The sequence below is a fragment of the Paenibacillus sp. FSL M7-0802 genome, assembly GCF_038004945.1.
In the GTDB taxonomy this organism is placed as follows: Bacteria; Bacillota; Bacilli; order Paenibacillales; family Paenibacillaceae; genus Paenibacillus; species Paenibacillus polymyxa_B.
The window spans coordinates 2,614,122-2,639,492 of the sequence record NZ_JBBOSD010000001.1 but is presented as its reverse complement, the minus strand read 5'-3'; the positions used below and the strand labels follow the sequence as shown (position 1 = coordinate 2,639,492).

Below are 25,371 nucleotides of genomic sequence, written 5' to 3'. Positions count from 1 at the left end.
AAGGGGTAAATATAAGATGATGAATAGGCATGTTTTTCGTACAGGATGGAAAAAAGGGACGATGCTCGCATTAACATTGACTTTTGGACTCGCTGTGGCGGGTTGCGGAACAGCAACGCCATCCAAGGATGGGGCGCCAGCTAATGGATCAGCAGGACAAGCGGAGGCAGCATCCACCGATCAGAAGCTGGTGGTCTACAGCGCAGGCCCGGATGGACTGGCGAAAAAGCTGGTAGCAGGGTATGAGGCGCAGAGCGGAGTTAAGGTAGAGTTGTTCCAGGGAACGACAGGAAAAATTTTGGCCCGCATGGAAGCCGAGAAGACGAATCCGGTAGCGGACGTGGTTGTGCTGGCATCGCTTCCGTCTGTACAAGGCTTGAAAAAGGAAGGAATTACGCTGCCTTACCCGGATGCCAAGAACGCAGACAAGCTAAATCCAGACTGGTCCGATAAGGAGGGCAACTACTTCAGTACTAGTGCTTCTGCTCTGGGCATTGCGTATAACACGAAGCTGGTGAAAACACCACCAACTTCATGGGCTGATTTGGCGAAGCCTGAGTACAAGGATCAGGTTAATATTCCCGATCCATCCCTGTCCGGCTCAGCGTTGGATTTTATGACAGGCTATCTGAGCGCCAAGGGCGATGGAGGCTGGACGTTGTTCGAGCAGTACAAGGCTAACGGCGTTGCTATGGCTGGTGCCAATCAGGAAGCGCTGGACCCCGTGATTACCGGAGCTAAAGGTATAGTCGTCGCTGCGGTTGATTACATGACCTACAAGGCAAAAGCCAAAGGCGAGCCGATTGACATCGTCTATCCGACAGAGGGAACAGTCATCAGCCCACGTCCTGCCGCAATTCTCAAGTCAACGCAGCATGAGCAGAATGCGAAGGCATTCATTGACTATCTGTTGTCGGATGAGGCACAGAAACTAGTAGCTGATGCCTCTTTACTCCCAGGCCGCACGGATATCAAAGCCGACAAGCGTGCCAACCTGGACGAGATTCCATTGTTGAAAACCAATTGGGAGTGGATGGGTGAGCACGGATCAGACGTGACGGAGAAGTTCACGCAAATGTTCAAGTAAGCCGATGGGAGGCTTATCCGTTAAACACATCAGAGCGTGGTGTCTGACGCTGGCTCTGATCGCGCTTCTTTTCCTGATTGTGATGCCGTTGCTGCAAATCTTTATCCAAAGTGTGTATGTTGATGAAAAATTTCAATGGGATGCGCCTTTTCGAACGTTAGCTGCTTCACCATTTGCGGGAGTGCTATTCAGCTCGATTTGGCTAGGCATCTGTGTGATTGCAGGAACGACGGTACTTGCGCTTCCGCTAGCATGGATCATGTCCAACACTCGTCTTGCACACTGGCGCTGGTTGGATGTCGTGTTGCTGATTCCGTTTATGACCCCGCCCTATATCGGTTCCATGGGCTGGATTCTGTTCATGCAAAAAAACGGATATCTGGAGCAGTTGTTCCCGGACCTGCATTTCTTAACGCCGTCCTTCTTCAGCCTTGGTGGCATGGTGATGATCATGAGCCTGCATCTGTTTCCATTCCTGTACCTGCTGCTGCGCGGGGCGCTGGTGAGGATTGGCGGGAGCCTGGAAGAGGCGGGTGCCGTAATGGGCGGCGGCTTTCTGTACAGATTCCGTCGAATCATTTTACCGCTGCTGCTTTCAGCTTACGGAATGGGCGCGTTGCTCATTTTCGTTAAAACGATTGCCGAGTTTGGCACCCCTGCTACCTTTGGGCGACGTATCGGGTATGAGGTCATGACTTCGGAAATTCACAAATATATTTCCAGCTGGCCCATAGATTTTGGCAAAGCGACGTCAATGGCCTCGGTGCTGTTAACCGCCTGCCTGCTCATGTGGTATGCGCAATCGGTGATCAACCGAAAGTTTACGTACAGGCTGGTAGGTGGTAAAGGTTCGCGTCCGTCCCGTCTTCGTATATCCGGCTGGACTACGGGGCTGAGTGTTGCATACATTCTATTGTTGCTCATTGCGTCCATTGGCATTCCTTATTTTTCAATTCTTTCAGCCTCGACGATGAAGCTGAGGGGAATTGGGCTCGCCTGGGATAATTTGACGCTCGACTCTTACAAGGAACTGCTGTCTTGGGGATCAGAGAGCATGGAGGCGCTCCTGAACAGCGTATTTCTCTCTTTGGGCGCTTCGACGCTTGCTGTGGTGCTGGGCACTTGGTTTGCGCTTGTCATTGGCGGCTCACGCACAAGAATCCAACGGACGGTTGATGCATTTAGCTTGCTTCCGAATACGGTGCCGGGAATTGTTATGGTGGTCGGCCTGATTTTGTGGTGGAACTCACCATGGATGCCGATCCCTTTGTATAACACATACGGCATGGTCATTCTGACGTATGTTATCTTGTTTGTTCCTTATACGGTGCAGTATGTCAAAAGCGCCTTTACGCAGGTGGACACTGGTCTTTTTCAGGCGGGACAGGTATTTGGCGGGCGACCGTCTTACATATTCCGCCGGATTGTGCTGCCGCTGATTGTACCGGGAATGCTCGCTGGTTGGATGATGACATTTACCATTGCTTCACGCGAGCTGGTAGGATCGTTGCTGATTTTGCCGCCATCCGTTCAGACGTCTGCAACCTACATATTTGCACAATTTGAGCAGGGACAGGTGTCACTTGGGATGGCGATGGCCGTCATATCGGTCGGAATGACCACACTGCTGCTGATCTTAATGGAAAGCTTAAACTCGCAAAGAAAGTGGAAATGATCATGACCAAGCTTAGGATTTGGGGAGGAGCGGGCGAACATGGCCGCTCCTGCTATGTTTTTGAAGGAACGCAGCATCGCGTCATGCTGGATTGTGGCGTGAAGAAGGAAGGAACCGGACAATATCCGATTTTTCCGCCGCAAAAGGCGGAGGGACTGACCACTGTATTGCTGTCTCATGCACATGAGGATCATTCCATGGCGCTCCCCTTACTGTACAAGTATGGATACCAGGGGGAGGTCTGGACGACCAAGGCCACCGCTGAGCAGCTAGGCTCCTATTTTCGCTCCTGGCATACTTATGTTGAATCGAGAGGAGCCGAATTGCCATACGACGTACAGGATATCCAATCCATTGCTTATCGCTATCTAGAAGATGAAGCGCCAGCAGGAGAATGGCTTGAGGCTTGTCCGGGTGTGAGAATCATGTGGGGACGCAGTGGACATTTGGCTGGTGCAGTGTGGTATGCGGTAGAAATGGAAGGGAAGCGGTTGTTTTTTTCTGGAGATTACAGCCGCGAATCTGAGCTTCTTGCTGCCGATGCGCCAGACTTGGGTGTTGGGGAGGGGTTGCATGACCTGCCTGAATGGAAGTCAGAGCCCAATCTAGCGGACATATCCATTATGGACAATGCCTATGGCATGGATATAGACCCGCAGCCTGTTAAGCTGGAGCGGCTGAGGGTCGAGATGGAGCGGATATTATTGTCTGGTGGTCATGTGTTGTTGCCGGTGCCTGTCTTTGGCAGAGGGCAGGACTTGATCGTATGGGCTAGCGAGCAATTCCCTGCACAGGCAATGATTGTAGAGCACGATATATGGCAGGGATTGAAACAGTTAAACCGCTGGAAAGAATGGCTGCGTCCAGAAGCTCCAGCGCGAATAAAACATGTGCTAAACAGTGACAGGGTCTTCGTGCCTCGTGATGCTTCTGAACGAGTGAGTCTGCTGGAACAGAACCCAACGGCTATTATCATAACAAGAGACGGCATGATGGATTCCCCACAGGCGCGCTGGTACTATCAGTTTCTATCGGATAACCGCAACATGGGGGAGGGTGAAGATAGCGGAGAAAGCATTAGCAACAGTGTTATATTGACCGGGCATGCTCCACATGGTTCTTTTGGCAAACATCTGTTGGAACGTGCAGATCAAAATGACAGCTGTGTAGCTCGGCATTTGATTTACAAGGTGCATCAGGGATTATCAGATGTGCGGCAAATGCTGAAGGAGCTGCCTAGCAAACAGGTTGTACTCGTTCATGCGCCAAAGCTGCAGACTGACCTGGTACGAGATGAGTTGATAAGAGCAGGAAATCGTGGGTGTGAAAGTCCTGCCAGAAAAGTTCATTCTTTGGAGCCGGGCGCTACACTAGAGGTTTAGCATCACATCATCATTTACTTCGTGCCCTCCTGCATCAATCGGAAGGCATCGACTTCGCCAAGTTTGGTGGAGATAGAGCTGCGTCCAGCGCTTTTACGCAGGCGTAGCGGTGTGGCGGTACGCTTAAGCAGCGCTTTGATTTCTCCAGGCTCCAGTTCCGGTCTCAGTGAAAGGAGAAGTGCGATGCTTCCGGTCACATGGGAAGTAGCCATAGAGGTACCGCTCATTTCGTGATGCTTGCCATGGATCCAGGAGGAGGTGATCTTTTCGCCCGGTGCGTATACATCTACAAATTGCCCTCGGTTGCTGAAAGGTGCGATGCGTCTGTATTTGTCAGTAGCCCCCACTGAAATCGTCTGGGAATAGCGGGCTGGATAGTCAATACTTCGGCGCTTGCCCTCATTTCCCGAGGACGCTACAATCACGATGCCGTTATGATATGCTTTATTCACCATATCAAGTAGTGCCTTGCTGCGCGACTTCATACCAAAGCTCATATTGATGATATCGACACGATTTAATACACACCAGTCGATACCAAGAATGATATCGGAGACGTAGGCAGCTCCATTATGATCAAATGCTTTTACGGGATGAATTAAAGCCCGTGGTGCTACGCCGACCATACCTTCGTCATAGTTGGACGCCGCGATAGTTCCAGCAATATGAGTACCATGGCCGTTATCGTCATAGGGTAGCATGGTTCGGTTAAGCAAATTAATACCTCTGGCGAGAGAATGACGAAGATCAGGATGTTGAAAATCCGCTCCTGTGTCAATCACACCGATTCTGACCCGATTCCCTGTCGAGGAAGGCCAAGCCTTGTATGCACGTACCTGTTTGACTCCCCATGGCATGGAAAGGTTCTTTTCTGCTTTTGGTATATGAGCAGTTTCAGCGTGGACCTTCATGCGGGTATCTTCTTCAACGGTAACACCGTTGTGATATTTGCCTAGCCTGTCTCCCCCTGAAAGCGGAGCGATTAAAGCGCGGATTAGTCGGGCCGGTTGTACTTGCCGTAATCCCGCAAGCTCGGGTTTCAGCTTCCTGAGATAGGACAGGCATTCCCGGTATTGGTGAGGCTTATCGAACGTGATGATCTGTTTGTTCCGTCCACTGCCGGACGGCTCCGAAATACCCTCATGCAAACGCTGCAAAAAATCCGGATAGTCCATTTGAGACGGTCCCCCTCCGATGAGCCATGCTGAGGTATTGTATGAGCAAGCGTCAGCTGCGGCATGGGAAACCTGCCCCTTTTTTATGGAAATAGGCCTGCTTGTCGTGTCAAAGTGGCCGTGGACACATACGATACATGGAGGGCATAAGCTCTTGTGCAACAACTTTGGGGGGTTCTCCCGGAGCGGGTACAGTCGAAGACGGGGGGGACCCCGTCTTTTTATGTGTGCCGTCTTGTTTAGAGGGATATTACTGGAAATTATGACGATACCCATCTTTAACTTGCAATTTGCTTCCAAATAGGTTTTACTTAGTTTTGATAATGGATATGTTAGTATTGCATGTATCGTGTATGCTCTGAAACATGTTCTTGTGAATTACGTGTGAGAGGAAGTGTCCCTAGGTGAGTACCCCACTCAACTTGAAGATTGACCCGGAGAAAGTCCACGAGACTCCAATGGTGGACTTGGCATTTATGGTATTGAAAGCAGCCAATACTCCGTATTATTACCGTGACCTGATGAAGGAAGTCGCCAAATTGCGTGGCTTTTCCGACGAAGAAATTAATGACGTTATTGCTCAGCTATATACTGAAATCAACATTGACGGGCGTTTTGCCTGTGTCGGTACGAATCTGTGGGGCTTGAAACGTTGGTATCCGGTAGATAAATCCGAAGATGCCCTGACAGGCGCCAAGCGTCCTCGCATTATTAACGACGAAGACGATGACGATGAAGATGACTATCATGAGGAAGAAGAAACATACAACTCTGATGACGACTTCGATGCAGATAGCGAAGACGAGGATGGCGAAGATGAGCTGTTCGACGGAGAAGAAGATGATGATGATAGTGATGAAGACGTGGTTATAGACGATGAAGACCTCAGTGATGAGGAAGATTCAGAAGATGAAAATGACGATGAGTCGACGGAAGACGACGATTCGCTTCGTTAGGAACAGGCTGTAAGGGGAGATGCGTTCTCCCCTTTTTCATGACCGTTTTCTTGAAAACCTCTTCTGATTTAAAGCTTTCAGGTAGATTCTCTCCAATCTGGTTCAATGGACAAATTAACACAGATAACTTCCTTGACAGCGGATTGGACACGGGGTAAACTATTGCTTGGGCTTATGATTGATTCACTTATATGTTTGCTTTTTGTATAAAAGTGCCCCGTACTACGGGAGTGCTTTTTTGTTTTTTATAGGGGTGTTTTCACTCATGAAAGAGGGCTAAGGGCGGCGGACATGGAAAATGATTCCGCTGCCTTCTTCATGGATGATAATCCGTGCAAACGGGTTACGATAACATCATAATGTCGCCTGAATTTTGCATCTTATCTAGGAGGGTTTTGAACAGTGACAAAGTATATTTTTGTGACAGGCGGGGTTGTGTCTTCCTTGGGCAAAGGGATTACGGCAGCTTCACTGGGGAGGCTTTTGAAGAACAGGGGACTGAAGGTAACGATTCAAAAATTTGATCCTTACCTGAATGTCGATCCGGGTACGATGAGTCCTTACCAGCACGGTGAAGTGTTTGTAACGGATGATGGTGCGGAAACGGACCTTGACTTGGGACACTATGAGCGCTTTATTGATATTAATCTGTCCAAGAACAGCAATGTCACAACAGGCAAGGTATATTCCAGCGTAATCAGCAAAGAACGTCGCGGAGAATATTTAGGCGGTACGGTGCAGGTTATCCCTCATATTACGAACGAAATCAAGGAGCGCGTGTACCGTGCAGGCCGTGAAGCAGGTTCGGACGTAATTATTACAGAAATCGGCGGTACTGTGGGCGATATTGAAAGCTTGCCATTTTTGGAAGCTATTCGTCAGCTCAAAAGCGAAGTTGGGCGCGAGAATGTAATGTACATTCACGTAACGCTCATTCCTTATATTAAAGCTGCTGGTGAGGTTAAAACCAAACCAACTCAGCACAGTGTAAAAGAATTGCGCAGTATCGGTATCCAACCGAATGTCATTGTTTGCCGTACAGAGCATGAACTGTCCTCCGATATGAAGGCAAAAATTGCATTATTCTGCGATATTGATGCGAATGCAGTGGTAGAATGCCGCGATGCTTCAACCCTCTACGAGGTTCCGTTGAACCTGCGTGAAGAAGGCTTGGATGAAATCGTAGTTAACCACCTCAAGCTGACAACACCTGCACCAGATATGACCGAATGGGAAGGGTTAGTTGATCGAATCAGCAAGCTGGATAAAACGGTTGAGATTGCTATTGTTGGTAAATATGTTGCATTACATGATGCGTATTTAAGTGTGGTTGAATCACTTTCCCACGCTGGATTTGATGCGAATGCAGACGTAAAAATCCGTTGGGTGAACGCTGAAGAAGTGACGGACGAGAACGTAGCTGACATGCTGGGCGGCATTGGCGGCATTCTCGTACCGGGTGGCTTCGGCGATCGCGGAATTGAAGGCAAAATCAGTACCATTCGTTATGCACGGGAGCAAAAAATTCCGTTCTTCGGCATTTGTCTGGGTATGCAGGTATCTGTCATTGAGGTTGCCCGTTCCCTGGCTGGTCTCGAAGGAGCTAACAGCTCGGAAATTAACCCAGCTACGGATTATCCTGTCATTGACTTGCTTCCTGACCAAAAAGACATCGAAGATTTGGGCGGTACGATGCGTCTTGGTTTGTATCCATGCAAACTGGCGGAAGGTTCCCTGGCTTCGGCTTGCTACAACGACGAGCTGGTGTACGAAAGACACCGTCATCGGTACGAATTCAATAACGAATATCGTGAAGTTATTGAAAAAGCAGGTCTTCGTATTTCCGGTACTTCACCAGATGGACGCTTGGTGGAAATTGTGGAGCTCCCAGAGCATCCGTGGTTCCTGGCGGTACAATTCCACCCAGAATTTACTTCCCGTCCGAATCGTCCGCAGCCTTTGTTCCGTGAATTTGTAAAGGCAGCATTGCAGCTTCAAGGTTAATGTTTGGGCTTGTAAGACCTCCTCAGGGAGGTCTTTTTTTATCCCATGCTTCCTGATTATGAAAGAATATTCCACAATTATGTATAAGAGCAGGATTTTCTTTTTGCAGGAGCGAATATAGTTTTAAGTATGGGACGGATATTGTACGTCATCGGACGCTGTTATGGCAATAGCTGCATGATCCTCGTTTTAAGATCTTAGGAGGTTAAAACATTGGAAAAGAAGAAAGTATTAATCGTCGATGACCAGAATGGAATACGGATTTTATTGATGGAAGTGTTCGGAAGTGAGGGTTATGAGACCTTTCAGGCGGCGAACGGAAAAATTGCACTTGAAATTGTTGAGAAGGAACCACCTGATCTGGTTCTGCTCGATATGAAAATTCCAGGTATGGACGGACTCGAAATTCTGAAGCATCTAAAAACCATGAATCCTGATATCAAGGTTATTATGATGACAGCATATGGAGAACTGGACATGATTAAAGAGGCGACGGAGCTAGGTGCGCTAATGCATTTTACCAAGCCCTTTGATATTGACGAAATGCGGATCGCTGTGAACAAACAACTCAGAGGTGATTAGGTGAGTCACTATGGTTGAGAACTCTGTTAACACAACAGGGTTTTTTGTTTGTGATTATGGGAAATACTGAAAGTAAATCCTCTCCTTATACAATTCTATGGAAAAACGGCGTCCTGGGCGTGATTTTTGTATGTGTTGATATGCAAAAGCTTGTTTAGTATTTAACATGGGTTGTGGTATAATAAGCCCGTATGTGATGTCGGCTAAAATATAGACAAACCCAAACACCTTTAGGAGGACTGTAACCATGCCATTGGTATCTATGAAAGACATGTTGAACAAAGCACTCGAAGGAAAATATGCAGTAGGTCAATACAACATTAATAACCTGGAGTGGACTCAAGCTATTTTGGGCGCTGCTGAAGAAGAAAAATCCCCAGTAATCTTGGGTGTTTCTGAAGGCGCAGCACGTCACATGGGCGGATTCTACACTGTTGTTAAAATGGTAGAAGGTCTTATTCATGACATGAAAATCACCGTTCCAGTTGCGATCCATTTGGACCACGGTTCCAGCTTTGAAAAATGTAAAGAAGCTATCGACGCTGGTTTCACATCCGTTATGATTGACGATTCCCACAGCCCGATCGACACAAACATTGCTACAACCAAAAAAGTGGTAGAATATGCTCATTCCAAAGGCGTTTCCGTTGAAGCTGAAGTTGGAATGGTTGGCGGTCAAGAGGATGATGTTGTCGGCGACGTAATGTACGCTAAGTTGGACGACTGTCTGCGTATCGTTAACGAAACAGGTATCGATACACTGGCACCTGCACTGGGTTCCGTACACGGACCTTACAAAGGTGAGCCAAACCTCGGATTCAAAGAAATGGAAGAGATCTGCAATGCAATCAAACTTCCACTCGTTCTGCACGGTGGTACTGGTATCCCAACACATGACATTAAAAAAGCAATCTCCCTGGGAACTTCCAAAATCAATGTAAACACTGAGAACCAAATCGTATTTGCGAAAGTGGTTCGTGAAGTGCTTGCTGAGAAACCGGATGCTTATGACCCACGTACATTCATCGCTCCAGGTCGTGAAGCGATTAAACAAACCGTTATCGGTAAAATTCGTGAGTTCGGTTCCAACAACAAAGCGTAATAATGAATTAAACTGGTCGTGCGTCTGCACAGGCTAGATGTATTTCTTAGTTGTAGCTGTAGTTCTGCTGCACAAAATATTTAAATCTGTACAGTTGAATAGTTTGGTATGGAAAGCACACCGCTTAGCCGGTGTCTTTCCATTTTCACCACTAAAAAAGTTAAAAGTTTATGATTTGAGATTATTGTTTGAGATTATTGTTTGACCGACTGCAAAACACGTAGGGGGACCCTCAAGCTTATGGAAAAATTGATGATCACCGGTGGACGGCCGCTTCAAGGTACAGTTTCCATCAGCGGTGCCAAAAACAGTGCCATCGCCTTGATTCCCGCAGCCATTCTGGCAGAGTCGGAAGTCATTTTGGACAATTTGCCACTGTTGAGTGATGTGGCGGTGTATTCCGAAATACTGGAGGAACTTGGTGCAACGGTTACCTGGGAAGGTAGCCAGATGAAAATAGATCCTTCCTCTATTAAATCCATTCCTATGCCGAATGGGCCTGTTAAGAAATTACGAGCCTCTTATTATATGATGGGAGCCATGCTGGGCAGATTCAAGGAAGCGATCATCGGTTTGCCAGGAGGGTGCAATTTCGAACCCCGGCCCATTGATCAGCATATTAAAGGTTTTGAAGCGCTGGGTGCCACGGTTACGAACGAGCACGGTGCTATTCATTTGCACGCCAAAGAACTGCGCGGAACCAAAATTTATTTGGATGTTAGCAGCGTAGGCGCTACCATTAATATTATGCTGGCGGCAGCACGTGCCAAAGGCGCCACAATTATTGAAAATGCGGCTAAAGAGCCTGAGATTATAGATGTAGCAACCCTTTTAAACTCCATGGGGGCCATTATTAAAGGCGCCGGTACGGAAACGATTCGAATTGAAGGTGTGTCGGAGCTGCATGGTTGCCGTCATTCGATCATACCTGACCGTATACAAGCGGGCACATATATGATTGCCGCTGCGGCAACCCGTGGAAATGTATTGATTGACAACGTAATCCCCAAACATATGGAGGCTCTCACTGCAAAAATGCAGGAAATGGGCATCGGCATCGAGGAATATGATGAAAGTATTCGCGTACTGGGTGCACCTTCCTATGAACATGTTGACGTTAAAGCCTTGATATACCCCGGATTCGCCACAGATTTACAATCTCCCATGACCAGCTTGCTTACCCAAGCACAGGGTGTCAGTGTATTGAGCGATTTTGTGTACAGCAATCGTTTTAAGCACGTCCCTGAGCTGGTGCGAATGGGGGCTAAAATTCGCGTAGAGGGTCGGTCCGCCATTATAGAGGGTGGTCAACTGAATGCAGCTAAAGTAAAAGCAGCAGATCTGCGCGCCGGAGCGGCCCTTGTCATTGCTGGACTTACAGTAAGCGAAGGCGTAACCGAGGTGACGGGTGTCGAGTACATTGACCGTGGTTATGATCACCTTGTCTCCAACCTGCGTCTTTTGGGCGCGGATGTATGGAGGCAGACTGAATAATTAAACCATGCAGTTTTTTCGAACTCCCGGAACGAAAGCAATAGAACGGGCAACACCTATGCAGCCGCTGCTTGATAAATGATTGTGGTTCATACCTAACAATCTTTTATCGGAAAACCGGAATAATTCGGTATAATCCAGGCAGATGGCTGCATAACTTTATTTGTTTTGGTTAAAATTATGTTAATGGTGTTTATGATATCATTGTCTATCATTTAGATGTATGAATGGACTTAATAATTGAATAGGTGGTTATTATATGGATCTGCAAATTTCCGATCTGGAAGAAATGAAGCTGACCGACCTGTACAAGCTGGCCAAGCAATACCAGATCCCGTACTACGGAACGCTCAAAAAGAAAGAATTAATTTTCGCCATCCTGCGCGCACAAGCTGAGAAGAGCGGATTGATGTTTATGCAGGGGGTTCTGGAAATCCTTCCCGAAGGTTACGGCTTTCTGAGGCCGATCAATTATCTCCCGAGTACCGAAGATATTTACATCTCTGCTTCACAAATCCGCAAGTTTGACTTGAGGACAGGCGATCTTGTTTCCGGTAAATGCCGAACGCCAAAAGAGAATGAACGATATTTTGGATTGCTTCAAGTTAACGCCGTCAATGGAAGAAGTCCTGAGCAAGCTGCTGAGCGGCTACATTTTCCTGCACTGACTCCACTGTATCCGCAAACCAAATTAGTCCTTGAAACTTCCCCCAACCATTTGTCTACGAGAATTATGGATGTACTGGCCCCTGTCGGACTTGGACAGCGCGGACTCATTGTAGCACCTCCCAAAGCTGGGAAGACGCTTCTCCTCAAAGAAATTGCCAATAGCATTTCTACCAACAATCCCGAGATCGAGCTTTTTGTCTTGTTGATTGATGAACGCCCCGAAGAAGTGACCGACATGCAGCGTTCTGTTAAAGGTGAAGTTGTGGCCTCTACATTTGACGAACTTCCTGAAAATCACATCAAAGTGGCAGAACTCGTGTTGGAGCGTGCGCTGCGTCTCGTAGAACATAAAAAGGATGTTGTCATCCTGTTGGATAGCATCACACGTTTGGCTCGTGCGTACAATCTCGTTATCCCTCCTTCTGGTCGTACTTTGAGCGGGGGTATTGATCCGGCGGCATTTCACCGTCCAAAGCGCTTTTTTGGTGCGGCTCGGAATGTGGAGGAAGGCGGTAGCTTGACGATTCTTGCTACAGCGCTGATTGATACAGGATCACGCATGGACGATATCATCTATGAGGAGTTTAAAGGTACAGGCAACATGGAGCTGCATTTGGACCGCAAGCTGGCAGAACGTCGTATCTTTCCTGCGATTGATATTCGTCGTTCCGGCACACGCCGTGAGGAAGTGTTGTTGAATAAGGAAGAATTGGATACCATCTGGGCCATTCGTAAAAATATGACGGAAAGCCATGATTTTGTGGAAGGCTTCCTCAAAAAGCTGCGTAATAGCAAAACTAATGCTGAGTTTTTGGCTTCGTTTGATTTGACGGCACCTTCTTCCAGTGGCTCGCAAAGCAGTTCTGGTGGGCAACAACGGAGAACGGCGCGTTCTACCACAGCGTCAGTCCCGGCCACAACCAACTAAAACCCATCATGTATTTTATCTGTTCCGTAAGTACACAGTCGTTACCATTCATTTTGTTAATGGCGCAGGCTTAACGGAGCGAAAGGAGCTCCATAATGTATTTGGTGTATGCCGACGAAAAAGGCAATGTATATGATCATGCTTCTTTGTATGGGCTTGCCCGTAGTGCAGACATGATTGTTGAAATCATGGAGGATGAGCTTATTCCGTTACCGGAAGGAGCTACATTGGTAAGCCTACCCAGCACTCGCCCGGTCGGTATGAACCCTGAAACAGGGGAAATGGTTTCTCTTCCCGGAGATATGCAAGCAGTAGGGGCTTTATTGCCGCAAGGTTTTACACGCTTGTGCCTGCCGGGATATGTGAAGACCGATAAGGAGTACAAACTTCCCTTGTTCGGTTATTCGGCTGTAGTCTGGAAAGACGGGGCATTTTATGTAACGGCAGAGCAGAGTGACAGTCCATCCAAGTGGAATCCGGAAAACTGTGACCGTCATCAAGTTAAATTGGGTGTGCAGCGGATGACGGAGCAATATCCCGAAAATCGGCTGTACCAACATTTGTCTAACTGTGCGCTGGGCTACGAATGTCTTACTTCCTCGAACACATTCCTGAATCGCTGGGAAGGAGGAGTTCCGGTATCTTATTCTTGTAATGCGGGTTGCTTTGGGTGTATATCTGAACAGCCGGATGACAGTGGTTTCGTATCTCCGCAGACAAGAATGAACTTCCGTCCTCGCGTCGAAGAAATTGTAGAAGTTATGCTGGAACATTTGAAGACACCGGAGTCCATCATCAGTTTTGGCCAAGGGTGCGAAGGTGAGCCTTCCACACAAGCCAAACTGATTATTGATTCGATCAAAGAGGTGCGTTCCATTACCGATATGGGATACATCAATATCAATACGAATGCGGGATTGAGCGATCATATCCGGGGAATCGTGGATGCGGGTCTTGATCTGATGCGCGTTAGTACCATTAGTGCACTGGACGATCACTACAATGCGTATTACAAGCCGCGCGGTTACACGTTGGCTAATGTGGAAAAATCACTTCGTTATGCTTCCGAACAGGGAGTATATACGTCGATTAACTATTTAATTTTTCCGGGTGTAACTGACCGAGAGGAAGAAATTGAGGCAATGATTGAATTTGCCAAACGTACTAAGCTCAAGCTGATTCAAATGCGTAACTTGAATATCGATCCTGAAAGCTATCTGGAGTTGATTCCACCTGCTCAAGGTGAGATTCTTGGTATGAAGCAAATGCTTGAGATTTATCGTGAGGAGCTGCCTGATGTAGTCATCGGTTCTTACACTCATGTACCGCCACAAGGGCTGGCACGTCCCAAATTTGCCAAGGCCTAAAATGGTCGATGTAACTTGAAACACACCTATTTTATGCCATCTTTGAATGCAGAAAAGAGTTGTTGAAACGCTCATATTCAAGTGCTATAATGTGAACATGTGTTCATACAACTCTGGACTGATAGGACGTTCAGGGCGGAAAGAGGTGAAAGTTCAATGCAACAAGCTATTCAACCAAATTTTAACGTAACTAATGTCACTTGTGCTTGCGGAAATTCGTTTGAAACTGGTTCTGTGAAAGGATCTCTGCGTGTGGAGATTTGCTCCGCCTGCCACCCATTCTTCACAGGCAAGCAGAAATTTATTGATGCTGGTGGACGCGTGGATCGTTTCAAAAAGAAATACGGTATCTAATGGATTACCGCAGGTTATAAAGTTATTAGAGCCTTCTGCAACTGCAGAGGGCTCTTTTTGTAATAATGTGTATTTGCTTTTTATGCGGCCTTAAGATATACTTATTTTCACCGTGCTAGATGGGGAGGTAGCGGTGCCCTGTAACTCGCAATCCGCTATAGCGAGGTTGAATTCCTGTTAGAGGTGTTGTTGATGTGAGGCTGGTCCCTGCGCACAATGTTGACGGCTGGGTCCTCCGCAATGAGTACTTGTGAACCTGGTCAGGTCCGGAAGGAAGCAGCCATAAGCAGGTCCACTCTTGTGCCGGAGGGTTGCCTAGCCCGAGTTGTTGTTCAGGATTGCCGCTCGGATCACAACGATCAATAACAGGTGCACGGTATATATTGGTAATTAGAACATCTTGGCAATCATTGCGAAGATGTTTTTTTGTGTTTTATAAATTGGAAGGTGTCTGGTTTAGATTCGGACGGGAGTATAGTATAATGAAGTGACCATGAATGGTCATGAAAGTGAATGGGAAAGAGGGTAACGCGCATTGGAACATATAGCGTTGTACCGTGCTTGGCGGCCGCAGGCTTTCAAGGACATGGTAGGACAACAGCATATTATCCAGACATTGCAGAATGCCATCCGCGAAAATCGCACGTCCCATGCCTACCTGTTCAGCGGTCCACGAGGAACAGGTAAGACGAGTGCGGCCAAAATTTTGGCCAAGGCAATCAACTGTGAGCATGGACCTGCGCCGGAACCTTGCAACGAATGCGAAGCCTGTAAACGGATCACGGCCGGAGCGGTCATGGATGTACAGGAGATTGATGCAGCCTCTAACCGGGGCGTTGAAGAGATTCGTGATTTGCGCGATAAAGTCAAATATGCGCCCACAGAAGTGCGGCACAAGGTTTATATCATTGATGAAGTGCACATGCTGACGACGGAAGCGTTCAATGCGCTGCTCAAGACGCTGGAAGAGCCGCCGCCACACGTGATGTTCATATTGGCTACGACTGAACCACATCGGATTCCGGCAACAATTATTTCACGTTGCCAGCGGTTTGACTTCCGGCGGGTATCGCTGGAAGAACAGACAGAGCGGCTTGACCTGATATGTCAACAGGAGAACATACAGGCTGATTCGGATGCACTGCAGTACATTGCGCGTCTTTCAGATGGTGGGATGCGAGATGCGGTTAGCGTTTTAGATCAGATATCCTCGTTTACAGATGGTCGGGTTACTTATCAGCAGGTGCTGGATATGACGGGAGGTATTGCGTCCGAGCAATTCGGTAAGCTTGCCTTGGCATTGCTGAAAGAAGATGTGGGCACGGTGCTCCAAATGATCGAGAACTTTATGCAGGAAGGTAAAAGTGCGGATAAGTGCATGGAGAATCTTCTGTACTATTTCCGAGATCTGCTAATGATCAAGATGGTGCCTCAGGCGACCAAAATGACGGAGCGAGTGCTGGATCCAGAGCGATTTAAGGAAGTGGCAGATGCTTTTACCAAGGAGCAACTCTTTGCGATGATTGACACCCTTAATCGTTATCAGAGCGAGATGAAATATGCCGTACAGCCACAAACCTTGTTTGAGGTAGCTCTATTGAAGCTGTGCAGTATTCCGGGGGAAGCAGGAACTGTTGCTCAGCCGACCGCACAACGCTCTGGCGCTGCAGCTGATCAGGAAGATGTGGTAATGTTGAAGCGTCAGCTTGCTGAGCTGGAAAAGAAACTGGAGCGCGCGCTGCAAGGTGGATTGGGCGCTGGAGCGGGACAGGAAGCATCGTCGGGTGGTCGTCAGGCTTCCGGGGGGCGTGCCCCTGCTCCGCGGATTTCAGCGCCAGCCAAGCTTCCTTCTCAGTTGGATCGCTATATCGCTGAGAAGTCGAGCGAAGCATTCGCAGCAGCAGGACGTAAGTGGAGCCAGATTTTGCAAGGGGTAAAAGAGGCAAAAGTTACGGTTCATGCTTGGTTTATGGATGGTGAGCCAGTTTCTGTGTTAGAGGACAGTGTGCTGGTTGCATTTAAGAACAATATTCATCGTGAAACTACCGAAAAGCCTGCCAATAAGCAGGTCATCGAGAAGGTATTGCATGAGCAGTTGGGTCATCCTTATCGTTTAGTAACGATGATGCAAAAGGATTGGAATGCTGCGATTGAAGGAGTTTCCGACCAGCCTGCCGAAGAATTGCAACTGGAGCCGGAGCATGATGCGCCGGGAAAGTCCAAGGAGCCCTGGATTGATGAAGCTATTCAACTTTTCGGGGAAGACCTAGTAGTCATTAAAGATTGAATCAAGTTTCTAGATGTATACTTCATTAAAGGAGATGATTGAAATGAACAATATGAACCAAATGATGAAGCAAGTGAAAAAAATGCAGGAACAAATGCTGAAAGCCCAAGAGGAGCTTGGCGGAAAAGTAATCGAAGGAACTTCTGGCGGCGGTGTTGTGACGGTGGAGGTAAATGGACATAAAAAAGTGTTGTCCATCACGATCAAACCGGAAGCTGTAGATCCTGATGATGTAGAAATGCTGCAAGATCTTGTGCTGACTGCTGTCAATGATGCTTTGTCCAAAGCAGATGAACTGGCTAATGATGATATGGGTAAATTTACAGGCGGCATGAAAATTCCGGGCTTGTTCTAGTCTGCTGCATAAAGGAGAAACACGCTATTGTATTATCCGGAGCCGATTGCAAAGCTAATTGATGCTTTTACGCGCCTGCCGGGAGTAGGGCCGAAGACGGCTGCCCGGTTGGCTTTTCACGTACTGAAAATGAAGGAAGATGATGTGATTGACTTTGCCAAAGCGCTGGTCAATGTAAAACGCAATCTTCACTTCTGTTCAGTCTGCGGCAACATTACGGACACAGATCCTTGTCGGATCTGTCAGGATAAGACGAGGGATACCTCCGTCATTTGTGTTGTTCAGGATTCCAAGGATTTGGTGGCTATGGAGCGTACCAAAGAGTTTAATGGTTTCTACCATGTGCTTCATGGGGCGATATCTCCTATGGAGGGAATTGGTCCTGAGGATATCAAACTCAAGGAATTGCTGAACAGACTCAGTGATGAACGCGTCAAGGAGCTGATTTTAGCTACGAACCCGAACATTGAAGGAGAGGCCACGGCCATGTACATTTCTCGGCTAGTGCGTCCTTTTGAAATCAAGGTTACTCGTATTGCTCATGGATTGCCAGTGGGTGGAGATTTGGAGTATGCCGACGAGGTTACCCTGTCCAAAGCGTTGGAAGGCCGTAGAGAGCTCAATTAATAGGTGTATTTATACGTTATAAATAGGGAGTCTGAAATGTCCTTTGGGCATTCTCGACTTACTTGGGGGAGCCGCTACGGCTCCTTTTTTATTTGCCGTGATAGATGGCAGTATAGATCGTTCCTGGTTCTAAGTTTGTCCTTAGTTCAATAAGTATGAATAAGGTAGTCTTGCAGACTGTGCACATAATTCAGCTTGTGAGGAGGATGAACGGATGTGGGAACGGATGAAACAAAATTTCCGTCGTCAGGAGAATGGCAAATCAGAAGCGGAGTATCGGCAGGAGTTGTTTGCCCAGATTCGGGCTTCGCATGCGGAATGGCTAAGAGCGCATCGTTTATTTCATGAAGCTACGGGTAAAGATGAGATCGACTACGCTATATTTGTTCTAGAAGCTGCAGAACGTAAATATCAGATACATTTAAAAAGCGCGAAACAGCAAGGCCTGCATCGTTTCCATCTGCCTGCAGATGAACCTGGGTATGCCAATGATACGGATCGTGTTCACAAGCGGAGAGCTGAATGAAAGGGGCGGTCTGGCTTGTTCTGATTGCCTGTGTCGGGATGCTACTATTTCTAATCTTAAAAAAACGTTTGGGTATCGGCTGGCTTGTAGTATTCGGGGCGCATATGGGCCTGGCAGCCATCGCATTGTATGTTATCAATTATTCAGGGTGGATTACGCAGGTGTACATCCCGATCAATCCAGTGACAATGGGGGCGGTAACGATATTAGGTTTACCTGGGATTGTCCTTTTACTGGGATTGAAAATAGTATTATTCGGACAGGCCATATGAAAACTTAAATGTTATTGTTTCTATTTTTAAAATATAGTTGACGGCGAATTCAAAAATGTGATACATTAATTCTCGGCCCTTAAAGCCCGGGAATTTTTTGTGAGAACAACATTTGAATGAAATTAAAAAATAATTTTAAAAAAGTGTTGACTTAAATCCTGAATGTGTGTTATATTAATCAAGTCGCCGCTGAGATGCGGTGGTGAAACAAAGTAAGACATAATGCAGGTTTGATCTTTGAAAACTGAACAACGAGTGAGTAAAACGATTTTGTTCGCAAAATCAAACAAGAGATATTTTTATCTCGTCAGTTTCAAAATGAGCTTATCGCTCTTTCTATAAACCAGCTTCGGTTGGTCTTTAATGGAGAGTTTGATCCTGGCTCAGGACGAACGCTGGCGGCGTGCCTAATACATGCAAGTCGAGCGGGGTTGATTAGAAGCTTGCTTCTAATCAACCTAGCGGCGGACGGGTGAGTAACACGTAGGCAACCTGCCCACAAGACAGGGATAACTACCGGAAACGGTAGCTAATACCCGATACATCCTTTTCCTGCATGGGAGAAGGAGGAAAGACGGAGCAATCTGTCACTTGTGGATGGGCCTGCGGCGCATTAGCTAGTTGGTGGGGTAAAGGCCTACCAAGGCGACGATGCGTAGCCGACCTGAGAGGGTGATCGGCCACACTGGGACTGAGACACGGCCCAGACTCCTACGGGAGGCAGCAGTAGGGAATCTTCCGCAATGGGCGAAAGCCTGACGGAGCAACGCCGCGTGAGTGATGAAGGTTTTCGGATCGTAAAGCTCTGTTGCCAGGGAAGAACGTCTTGTAGAGTAACTGCTACAAGAGTGACGGTACCTGAGAAGAAAGCCCCGGCTAACTACGTGCCAGCAGCCGCGGTAATACGTAGGGGGCAAGCGTTGTCCGGAATTATTGGGCGTAAAGCGCGCGCAGGCGGCTCTTTAAGTCTGGTGTTTAATCCCGAGGCTCAACTTCGGGTCGCACTGGAAACTGGGGAGCTTGAGTGCAGAAGAGGAGAGTGGAATTCCACGTGTAGCGGTGAAATGCGTAGATATGTGGAGGAACACCAGTGGCGAAGGCGACTCTCTGGGCTGTAACTGACGCTGAGGCGCGAAAGCGTGGGGAGCAAACAGGATTAGATACCCTGGTAGTCCACGCCGTAAACGATGAATGCTAGGTGTTAGGGGTTTCGATACCCTTGGTGCCGAAGTTAACACATTAAGCATTCCGCCTGGGGAGTACGGTCGCAAGACTGAAACTCAAAGGAATTGACGGGGACCCGCACAAGCAGTGGAGTATGTGGTTTAATTCGAAGCAACGCGAAGAACCTTACCAGGTCTTGACATCCCTCTGACCGGTCTAGAGATAGGCCTTTCCTTCGGGACAGAGGAGACAGGTGGTGCATGGTTGTCGTCAGCTCGTGTCGTGAGATGTTGGGTTAAGTCCCGCAACGAGCGCAACCCTTATGCTTAGTTGCCAGCAGGTCAAGCTGGGCACTCTAAGCAGACTGCCGGTGACAAACCGGAGGAAGGTGGGGATGACGTCAAATCATCATGCCCCTTATGACCTGGGCTACACACGTACTACAATGGCCGGTACAACGGGAAGCGAAATCGCGAGGTGGAGCCAATCCTAGAAAAGCCGGTCTCAGTTCGGATTGTAGGCTGCAACTCGCCTACATGAAGTCGGAATTGCTAGTAATCGCGGATCAGCATGCCGCGGTGAATACGTTCCCGGGTCTTGTACACACCGCCCGTCACACCACGAGAGTTTACAACACCCGAAGTCGGTGGGGTAACCCGCAAGGGAGCCAGCCGCCGAAGGTGGGGTAGATGATTGGGGTGAAGTCGTAACAAGGTAGCCGTATCGGAAGGTGCGGCTGGATCACCTCCTTTCTATGGAGAATCGTTTCCTGCAATGGAAACATTCAAATATGAAGCATAAGCTTCAAAACTCAGGTTTAGGCCTGTTACTCACTCGTTGCTCAGTTTTGAGAGCTCAAACTCTCGAACGTTTGGTGGCGATAGCGGAGGGGTTCCACACGTACCCATCCCGAACACGACCGTTAAGCCCTCCAGCGCCGATGGTACTTGGACCGCAGGGTCCTGGGAGAGTAGGACGTCGCCAAGCGCAACCACTAAAGAAGAACTTCTTTGGTGGTTTATTATGGGCCCTTAGCTCAGCTGGTTAGAGCGCACCCCTGATAAGGGTGAGGTCGGTGGTTCGAGTCCACTAGGGCCCACCATATAACTTTATATTTACTTTTGGGGCCATAGCTCAGCTGGGAGAGCGCCTGCCTTGCAAGCAGGAGGTCAGCGGTTCGATCCCGCTTGGCTCCACCAAAAAGATTTATTATCATTGCACCTTGAAAACTGGATACCGAAACGAAATTGCGTTTTAGAATATTCCTTTAAGCTGATCTTGTGTAAACAAGTGAAATAAAGGTAGCAGGTAAGGAAAGATCTTTTGCCTTTGGCAAAAATCATTCTTTATCGAACATCGACATTTTCTTTCTTTGAAAGAAAAGTCTAGGTTAAGCTACAAAGAGCACACGGAGGATGCCTAGGCGCCAGGAGCCGACGAAGGACGTGGCGAACAACGATAAGGCCTCGGGGAGCTGTAAGCAAGCTTTGATCCGGGGATGTCCGAATGGGGAAACCCGGCTGTCTTCATCGACAGTCACTTTCTGCTGAATACATAGGCAGAATAGAGGCAGACCAGGGGAACTGAAACATCTAAGTACCCTGAGGAAGAGAAAACAATAGTGATTCCGTCAGTAGCGGCGAGCGAACGCGGATTAGCCCAAACCAAGGAGCTTGCTCCTTGGGGTTGTGGGACGTCTCACATGGAGTTACAAAGGAACCGGTTAGATGAAGAGGTCTGGAAAGGCCCGCCAGAGAAGGTAAAAGCCCTGTAGTTCAAAACTTGTTCTCTCCGAGACGGATCCCGAGTAGTGCGGGGCACGTGAAACCCCGTATGAATCCGGCAGGACCATCTGCCAAGGCTAAATACTCCCTGGCGACCGATAGTGAAGCAGTACCGTGAGGGAAAGGTGAAAAGCACCCCGGAAGGGGAGTGAAATAGATCCTGAAACCGTGTGCTTACAAGAAGTCAGAGCCCGATCTATGGGTGATGGCGTGCCTTTTGTAGAATGAACCGGCGAGTTACGTTCCCGTGCAAGGTTAAGGTGAAGAGCTGAAGCCGCAGCGAAAGCGAGTCTGAATAGGGCGAATGAGTACGTGGACGTAGACCCGAAACCGGGTGATCTACCCCTGTCCAGGGTGAAGGTGCGGTAACACGCACTGGAGGCCCGAACCCACGCATGTTGAAAAATGCGGGGATGAGGTGGGGGTAGCGGAGAAATTCCAATCGAACCCGGAGATAGCTGGTTCTCCCCGAAATAGCTTTAGGGCTAGCCTCGGAAAAAAGAATCGTGGAGGTAGAGCACTGATTGGGTGCGGGGCCCGCAAGGGTTACCAAGCTCAGTCAAACTCCGAATGCCATAGATTTAGTTCCGGGAGTCAGACAGTGAGTGCTAAGATCCATTGTCGAAAGGGAAACAGCCCAGACCATCAGCTAAGGTCCCCAAGTGTGTGTTAAGTGGGAAAGGATGTGGAGTTGCACAGACAACCAGGATGTTGGCTTAGAAGCAGCCACCATTGAAAGAGTGCGTAATAGCTCACTGGTCGAGTGACTCTGCGCCGAAAATGTAACGGGGCTAAACACACCACCGAAGCTATGGCTTGATGCTTGCATCAGGGGTAGGGGAGCGTTGAATGCGGGTTGAAGGTGTACCGTAAGGAGCGCTGGACTGCATTCAAGTGAGAATGCCGGTATGAGTAACGAAAAGATCTGTGAGAATCAGATCCGCCGAAAGCCTAAGGGTTCCTGAGGAAGGTTCGTCCGCTCAGGGTAAGTCGGGACCTAAGGCGAGGCCGATAGGCGTAGTCGAAGGACAACAGGTCGAAATTCCTGTACCACCGTAATCCGTTATGAGCAATGGGGTGACGCAGTAGGGTAGTGACGCGGACTGATGGATGTCCGTCTAAGCAGTGAGGCTGGTGTGTAGGCAAATCCGCACATCGTTAAGGCTGGGCTGTGATGGGGAGCGAAAATTATAGTAGCGAAGGTCATGATCTCAGACTGCCAAGAAAAGCCTCTAGCCAGGAGAAGGTGCCCGTACCGCAAACCGACACAGGTAGGCGAGAAGAGAATTCTAAGGCGCGCGGAAGAACTCTCGTTAAGGAACTCGGCAAAATGACCCCGTAACTTCGGGAGAAGGGGTGCCTCGGTAGGGTGAATAGCCCGAGGGGGCCGCAGTGAAAAGGCCCAAGCGACTGTTTAGCAAAAACACAGGTCTGTGCGAAGCCGCAAGGCGAAGTATACGGGCTGACGCCTGCCCGGTGCTGGAAGGTTAAGGGGAGTGGTAAGCCTTCGGGCGAAGCTATGAACCGAAGCCCCAGTAAACGGCGGCCGTAACTATAACGGTCCTAAGGTAGCGAAATTCCTTGTCAGGTAAATTCTGACCCGCACGAATGGCGTAACGACTTGGGCGCTGTCTCAACGAGAGATCCGGTGAAATTTTAATACCTGTGAAGATGCAGGTTACCCGCGACAAGACGGAAAGACCCCATGGAGCTTTACTGCAGCTTGATATTGAATTTGGGTACGATCTGTACAGGATAGGTGGGAGCCGTTGAATCTTGAGCGCCAGCTTGAGAGGAGGCATCCTTGGGATACCACCCTGATCGTATCTAGGTTCTAACTTGGTACCGTGATCCGGTGCGAGGACAGTGTCAGGTGGGCAGTTTGACTGGGGCGGTCGCCTCCTAAAGAGTAACGGAGGCGCCCCAAGGTTCCCTCAGAATGGTTGGAAATCATTCGAAGAGTGCAAAGGCAGAAGGGAGCTTGACTGCGAGACCTACAAGTCGAGCAGGGACGAAAGTCGGGCTTAGTGATCCGGTGGTACCGCATGGAAGGGCCATCGCTCAACGGATAAAAGCTACCCTGGGGATAACAGGCTTATCTCCCCCAAGAGTCCACATCGACGGGGAGGTTTGGCACCTCGATGTCGGCTCATCGCATCCTGGGGCTGAAGTAGGTCCCAAGGGTTGGGCTGTTCGCCCATTAAAGCGGTACGCGAGCTGGGTTCAGAACGTCGTGAGACAGTTCGGTCCCTATCTGTCGTGGGCGTAGGAAATTTGAGAGGAGCTGTCCTTAGTACGAGAGGACCGGGATGGACGTACCGCTGGTGTACCAGTTGTTCCGCCAGGAGCACCGCTGGGTAGCTATGTACGGAAGGGATAAGCGCTGAAAGCATCTAAGCGTGAAGCCCCCCTCAAGATGAGATTTCCCAATTAGTAAGACCCCTTGAAGACGACGAGGTAGATAGGTTGGGGGTGGAAGTGCAGTAATGCATGGAGCTGACCAATACTAATCGGTCGAGGGCTTATCCTAAATAAAACGCAAATGAGTTTCGGATCCAGTTTTCAGGGTGTAACCTTGAAATTGCGCTTGATATTCCAAATCACTTTGTTGATTTAAAGAATAACTTGCGGAATTTTGCTAAGCGAGTCCATTTATATGGAGAGATACCCAAGTGGCTATAAGGGGACCCTCTGCTAAGGGGTTAGACTGCGAAAGTGGTGCGAGGGTTCGAATCCCTCTCTCTCCGCCATTTAGGACAAGCTAGCGAAATATTATGTTATGGCGGTGTAGCTCAGCTGGCTAGAGCGTACGGTTCATACCCGTGAGGTCGGGGGTTCGATCCCCTCCGCCGCTACCATACATACCCAGGAGGCTTAGCTCAGCTGGGAGAGCATCTGCCTTACAAGCAGAGGGTCGGGGGTTCGATCCCCTCAGCCTCCACCATTGTGCCGGTGTAGCTCAACTGGTAGAGCAACTGACTTGTAATCAGTAGGTTGGGGGTTCAAGTCCTCTCGCCGGCACCATTTTTGAATTTTGAAAAATCTAGGGAACTGTGGTGTAGAGGCCTAACATGCCTGCCTGTCACGCAGGAGATCGCGGGTTCGAATCCCGTCAGTTCCGCCATTTTTCAATTCAATAGTTTTTCCGTACTAAAGTGGGAAGGGGTATCCCTCCGCACTTTATTTTTTTGTTAATGGGTATGGCTCGGTAGCTCAGTCGGTAGAGCAGAGGACTGAAAATCCTCGTGTCGGCGGTTCGATTCCGTCCCGAGCCACCTTTATATGGAGGATTAGCGAAGTGGCCAAACGCATCAGACTGTAAATCTGCTCCCTTACGGGTTCGGTGGTTCGAATCCATCATCCTCCACCAGTTTTACGAGCCATTAGCTCAGTTGGTAGAGCACCTGACTTTTAATCAGGGTGTCGAAGGTTCGAGTCCTTCATGGCTCATCAGAAGTCATCAACTATAGGTTGATGGCTTTTTTTGTATTGTTTTAAGTTATGTTTTTATATAGCTTTTTTATTTTACGGTATCGACAGGTTATAATGAGTTCATTATGTTCGCTCAGTGCTTATTCTAT

The 25,371-nt window shown here is 48.4% G+C and carries 17 protein-coding genes, 10 tRNA genes, 3 rRNA genes and 1 other RNA gene; 30 read left to right on the top strand and 1 reads right to left on the bottom strand.

What is annotated here, in order from left to right; genetic code table 11:
* The first annotated feature begins 16 nt into the window (after positions 1–16).
* From MHB54_RS12350 to MHB54_RS12340, 3 genes are read left to right on the top strand one after another with little or no spacing between them, the layout of a single operon-like run.
* A complete protein-coding gene (locus MHB54_RS12350) occupies positions 17–1,087 on the top strand; it encodes an ABC transporter substrate-binding protein (RefSeq protein ID WP_068939380.1) in 1,071 nt (356 codons plus the stop codon).
* A 4-nt stretch (positions 1,088–1,091) separates the two neighbouring features.
* Entirely contained in the window at positions 1,092–2,762 is a 1,671-nt protein-coding gene (locus MHB54_RS12345; protein WP_028542573.1) for an ABC transporter permease, read from the top strand.
* The gene (locus MHB54_RS12340) at positions 2,759–4,144 is read left to right on the top strand and encodes an MBL fold metallo-hydrolase (protein WP_076265416.1); all 1,386 of its coding nucleotides are present in this window, start codon (positions 2,759–2,761) and stop codon (positions 4,142–4,144) included. Before MHB54_RS12345 ends, MHB54_RS12340 begins: the two co-directional genes overlap by 4 nt.
* A gap of 14 nt (positions 4,145–4,158) precedes the next feature.
* Here MHB54_RS12340 and MHB54_RS12335 read toward each other — a convergent pair whose 3' ends face one another.
* Complete coding sequence (locus MHB54_RS12335; protein ID WP_053324366.1) at positions 4,159–5,319, bottom strand: S8 family peptidase; 1,161 nt, start codon at positions 5,317–5,319, stop codon at positions 4,159–4,161.
* 404 nt (positions 5,320–5,723) lie between these two features.
* Between MHB54_RS12335 and rpoE the strand changes: the two genes are divergently transcribed.
* The 27 genes from rpoE (at position 5,724) to MHB54_RS12200 (ending at position 25,240) form a co-directional block, all read left to right on the top strand.
* Complete coding sequence (gene rpoE, locus MHB54_RS12330) at positions 5,724–6,275, top strand: DNA-directed RNA polymerase subunit delta (protein WP_013308216.1); 552 nt, start codon at positions 5,724–5,726, stop codon at positions 6,273–6,275.
* Between the two features lie 402 nt (positions 6,276–6,677).
* The gene (locus tag MHB54_RS12325) at positions 6,678–8,279 is read left to right on the top strand and encodes a CTP synthase (protein WP_028542570.1); all 1,602 of its coding nucleotides are present in this window, start codon (positions 6,678–6,680) and stop codon (positions 8,277–8,279) included.
* Between the two features lie 213 nt (positions 8,280–8,492).
* Positions 8,493–8,861 (top strand): response regulator, encoded by a 369-nt coding sequence (locus MHB54_RS12320; protein ID WP_013308218.1) that lies wholly within the window; start codon positions 8,493–8,495, stop codon positions 8,859–8,861.
* Positions 8,862–9,108: 247 nt separating this feature from the next.
* Positions 9,109–9,963, top strand: a complete 855-nt coding sequence (fba, locus tag MHB54_RS12315) for a class II fructose-1,6-bisphosphate aldolase (RefSeq protein WP_013308219.1) — start codon at positions 9,109–9,111, stop codon at positions 9,961–9,963.
* A gap of 240 nt (positions 9,964–10,203) precedes the next feature.
* Positions 10,204–11,457: a UDP-N-acetylglucosamine 1-carboxyvinyltransferase gene (locus MHB54_RS12310; RefSeq protein WP_013308220.1), complete on the top strand. Its 1,254-nt coding sequence runs from the start codon at positions 10,204–10,206 to the stop codon at positions 11,455–11,457.
* A gap of 259 nt (positions 11,458–11,716) precedes the next feature.
* The gene (gene rho, locus MHB54_RS12305; RefSeq protein ID WP_069080583.1) at positions 11,717–13,054 is read left to right on the top strand and encodes a transcription termination factor Rho; all 1,338 of its coding nucleotides are present in this window, start codon (positions 11,717–11,719) and stop codon (positions 13,052–13,054) included.
* A 95-nt stretch (positions 13,055–13,149) separates the two neighbouring features.
* On the top strand, positions 13,150–14,421 hold the full coding sequence (locus MHB54_RS12300) for a radical SAM protein (protein ID WP_061831800.1): 1,272 nt from the start codon (positions 13,150–13,152) through the stop codon (positions 14,419–14,421).
* A gap of 156 nt (positions 14,422–14,577) precedes the next feature.
* A complete protein-coding gene (gene rpmE, locus MHB54_RS12295) occupies positions 14,578–14,775 on the top strand; it encodes a 50S ribosomal protein L31 (protein WP_025719104.1) in 198 nt (65 codons plus the stop codon).
* Between the two features lie 110 nt (positions 14,776–14,885).
* Positions 14,886–15,152, top strand: an RNA gene (gene ffs, locus MHB54_RS12290) — signal recognition particle sRNA large type.
* A gap of 158 nt (positions 15,153–15,310) precedes the next feature.
* Positions 15,311–17,062: a DNA polymerase III subunit gamma/tau gene (gene dnaX, locus MHB54_RS12285; protein WP_028542567.1), complete on the top strand. Its 1,752-nt coding sequence runs from the start codon at positions 15,311–15,313 to the stop codon at positions 17,060–17,062.
* 43 nt (positions 17,063–17,105) lie between these two features.
* Positions 17,106–17,417 (top strand): YbaB/EbfC family nucleoid-associated protein, encoded by a 312-nt coding sequence (locus MHB54_RS12280; protein ID WP_013308226.1) that lies wholly within the window; start codon positions 17,106–17,108, stop codon positions 17,415–17,417.
* A 27-nt stretch (positions 17,418–17,444) separates the two neighbouring features.
* Positions 17,445–18,044, top strand: coding sequence for a recombination mediator RecR (gene recR, locus MHB54_RS12275; protein ID WP_013308227.1), 600 nt, complete (start codon positions 17,445–17,447; stop codon positions 18,042–18,044).
* Positions 18,045–18,258: 214 nt separating this feature from the next.
* Complete coding sequence (locus tag MHB54_RS12270) at positions 18,259–18,570, top strand: DUF2508 family protein (protein WP_025676300.1); 312 nt, start codon at positions 18,259–18,261, stop codon at positions 18,568–18,570.
* Positions 18,567–18,842, top strand: coding sequence for a pro-sigmaK processing inhibitor BofA family protein (locus MHB54_RS12265; protein WP_025719099.1), 276 nt, complete (start codon positions 18,567–18,569; stop codon positions 18,840–18,842). The genes MHB54_RS12270 and MHB54_RS12265 overlap by 4 nt, the downstream gene beginning before the upstream one ends.
* Positions 18,843–19,202: 360 nt before the next feature.
* Positions 19,203–20,758: ribosomal RNA gene (locus tag MHB54_RS12260) — 16S ribosomal RNA — on the top strand.
* Positions 20,759–20,876: 118 nt separating this feature from the next.
* Positions 20,877–20,993: ribosomal RNA gene (gene rrf / locus MHB54_RS12255) — 5S ribosomal RNA — on the top strand.
* A 38-nt stretch (positions 20,994–21,031) separates the two neighbouring features.
* Positions 21,032–21,108: transfer RNA gene (locus tag MHB54_RS12250), tRNA-Ile, on the top strand.
* Between the two features lie 21 nt (positions 21,109–21,129).
* Positions 21,130–21,205, top strand: a tRNA-Ala gene (locus MHB54_RS12245).
* A gap of 189 nt (positions 21,206–21,394) precedes the next feature.
* Positions 21,395–24,320, top strand: a 23S ribosomal RNA gene (locus MHB54_RS12240).
* The 16S, 23S and 5S rRNA genes sit together here with 10 tRNA genes alongside, the layout of an rRNA operon.
* 128 nt (positions 24,321–24,448) lie before the next feature.
* Positions 24,449–24,540, top strand: a tRNA-Ser gene (locus MHB54_RS12235).
* Positions 24,541–24,571: 31 nt separating this feature from the next.
* Positions 24,572–24,648, top strand: a tRNA-Met gene (locus MHB54_RS12230).
* 10 nt (positions 24,649–24,658) lie between these two features.
* A tRNA-Val gene (locus MHB54_RS12225) sits at positions 24,659–24,734 on the top strand.
* A gap of 4 nt (positions 24,735–24,738) precedes the next feature.
* Positions 24,739–24,814 (top strand) — tRNA-Thr (locus MHB54_RS12220).
* Positions 24,815–24,837: 23 nt separating this feature from the next.
* Positions 24,838–24,914: transfer RNA gene (locus tag MHB54_RS12215), tRNA-Asp, on the top strand.
* Between the two features lie 78 nt (positions 24,915–24,992).
* A tRNA-Phe gene (locus tag MHB54_RS12210) sits at positions 24,993–25,065 on the top strand.
* A 9-nt stretch (positions 25,066–25,074) separates the two neighbouring features.
* A tRNA-Tyr gene (locus tag MHB54_RS12205) sits at positions 25,075–25,160 on the top strand.
* Positions 25,161–25,167: 7 nt separating this feature from the next.
* A tRNA-Lys gene (locus tag MHB54_RS12200) sits at positions 25,168–25,240 on the top strand.
* The last annotated feature ends 131 nt before the right edge of the window (positions 25,241–25,371 follow it).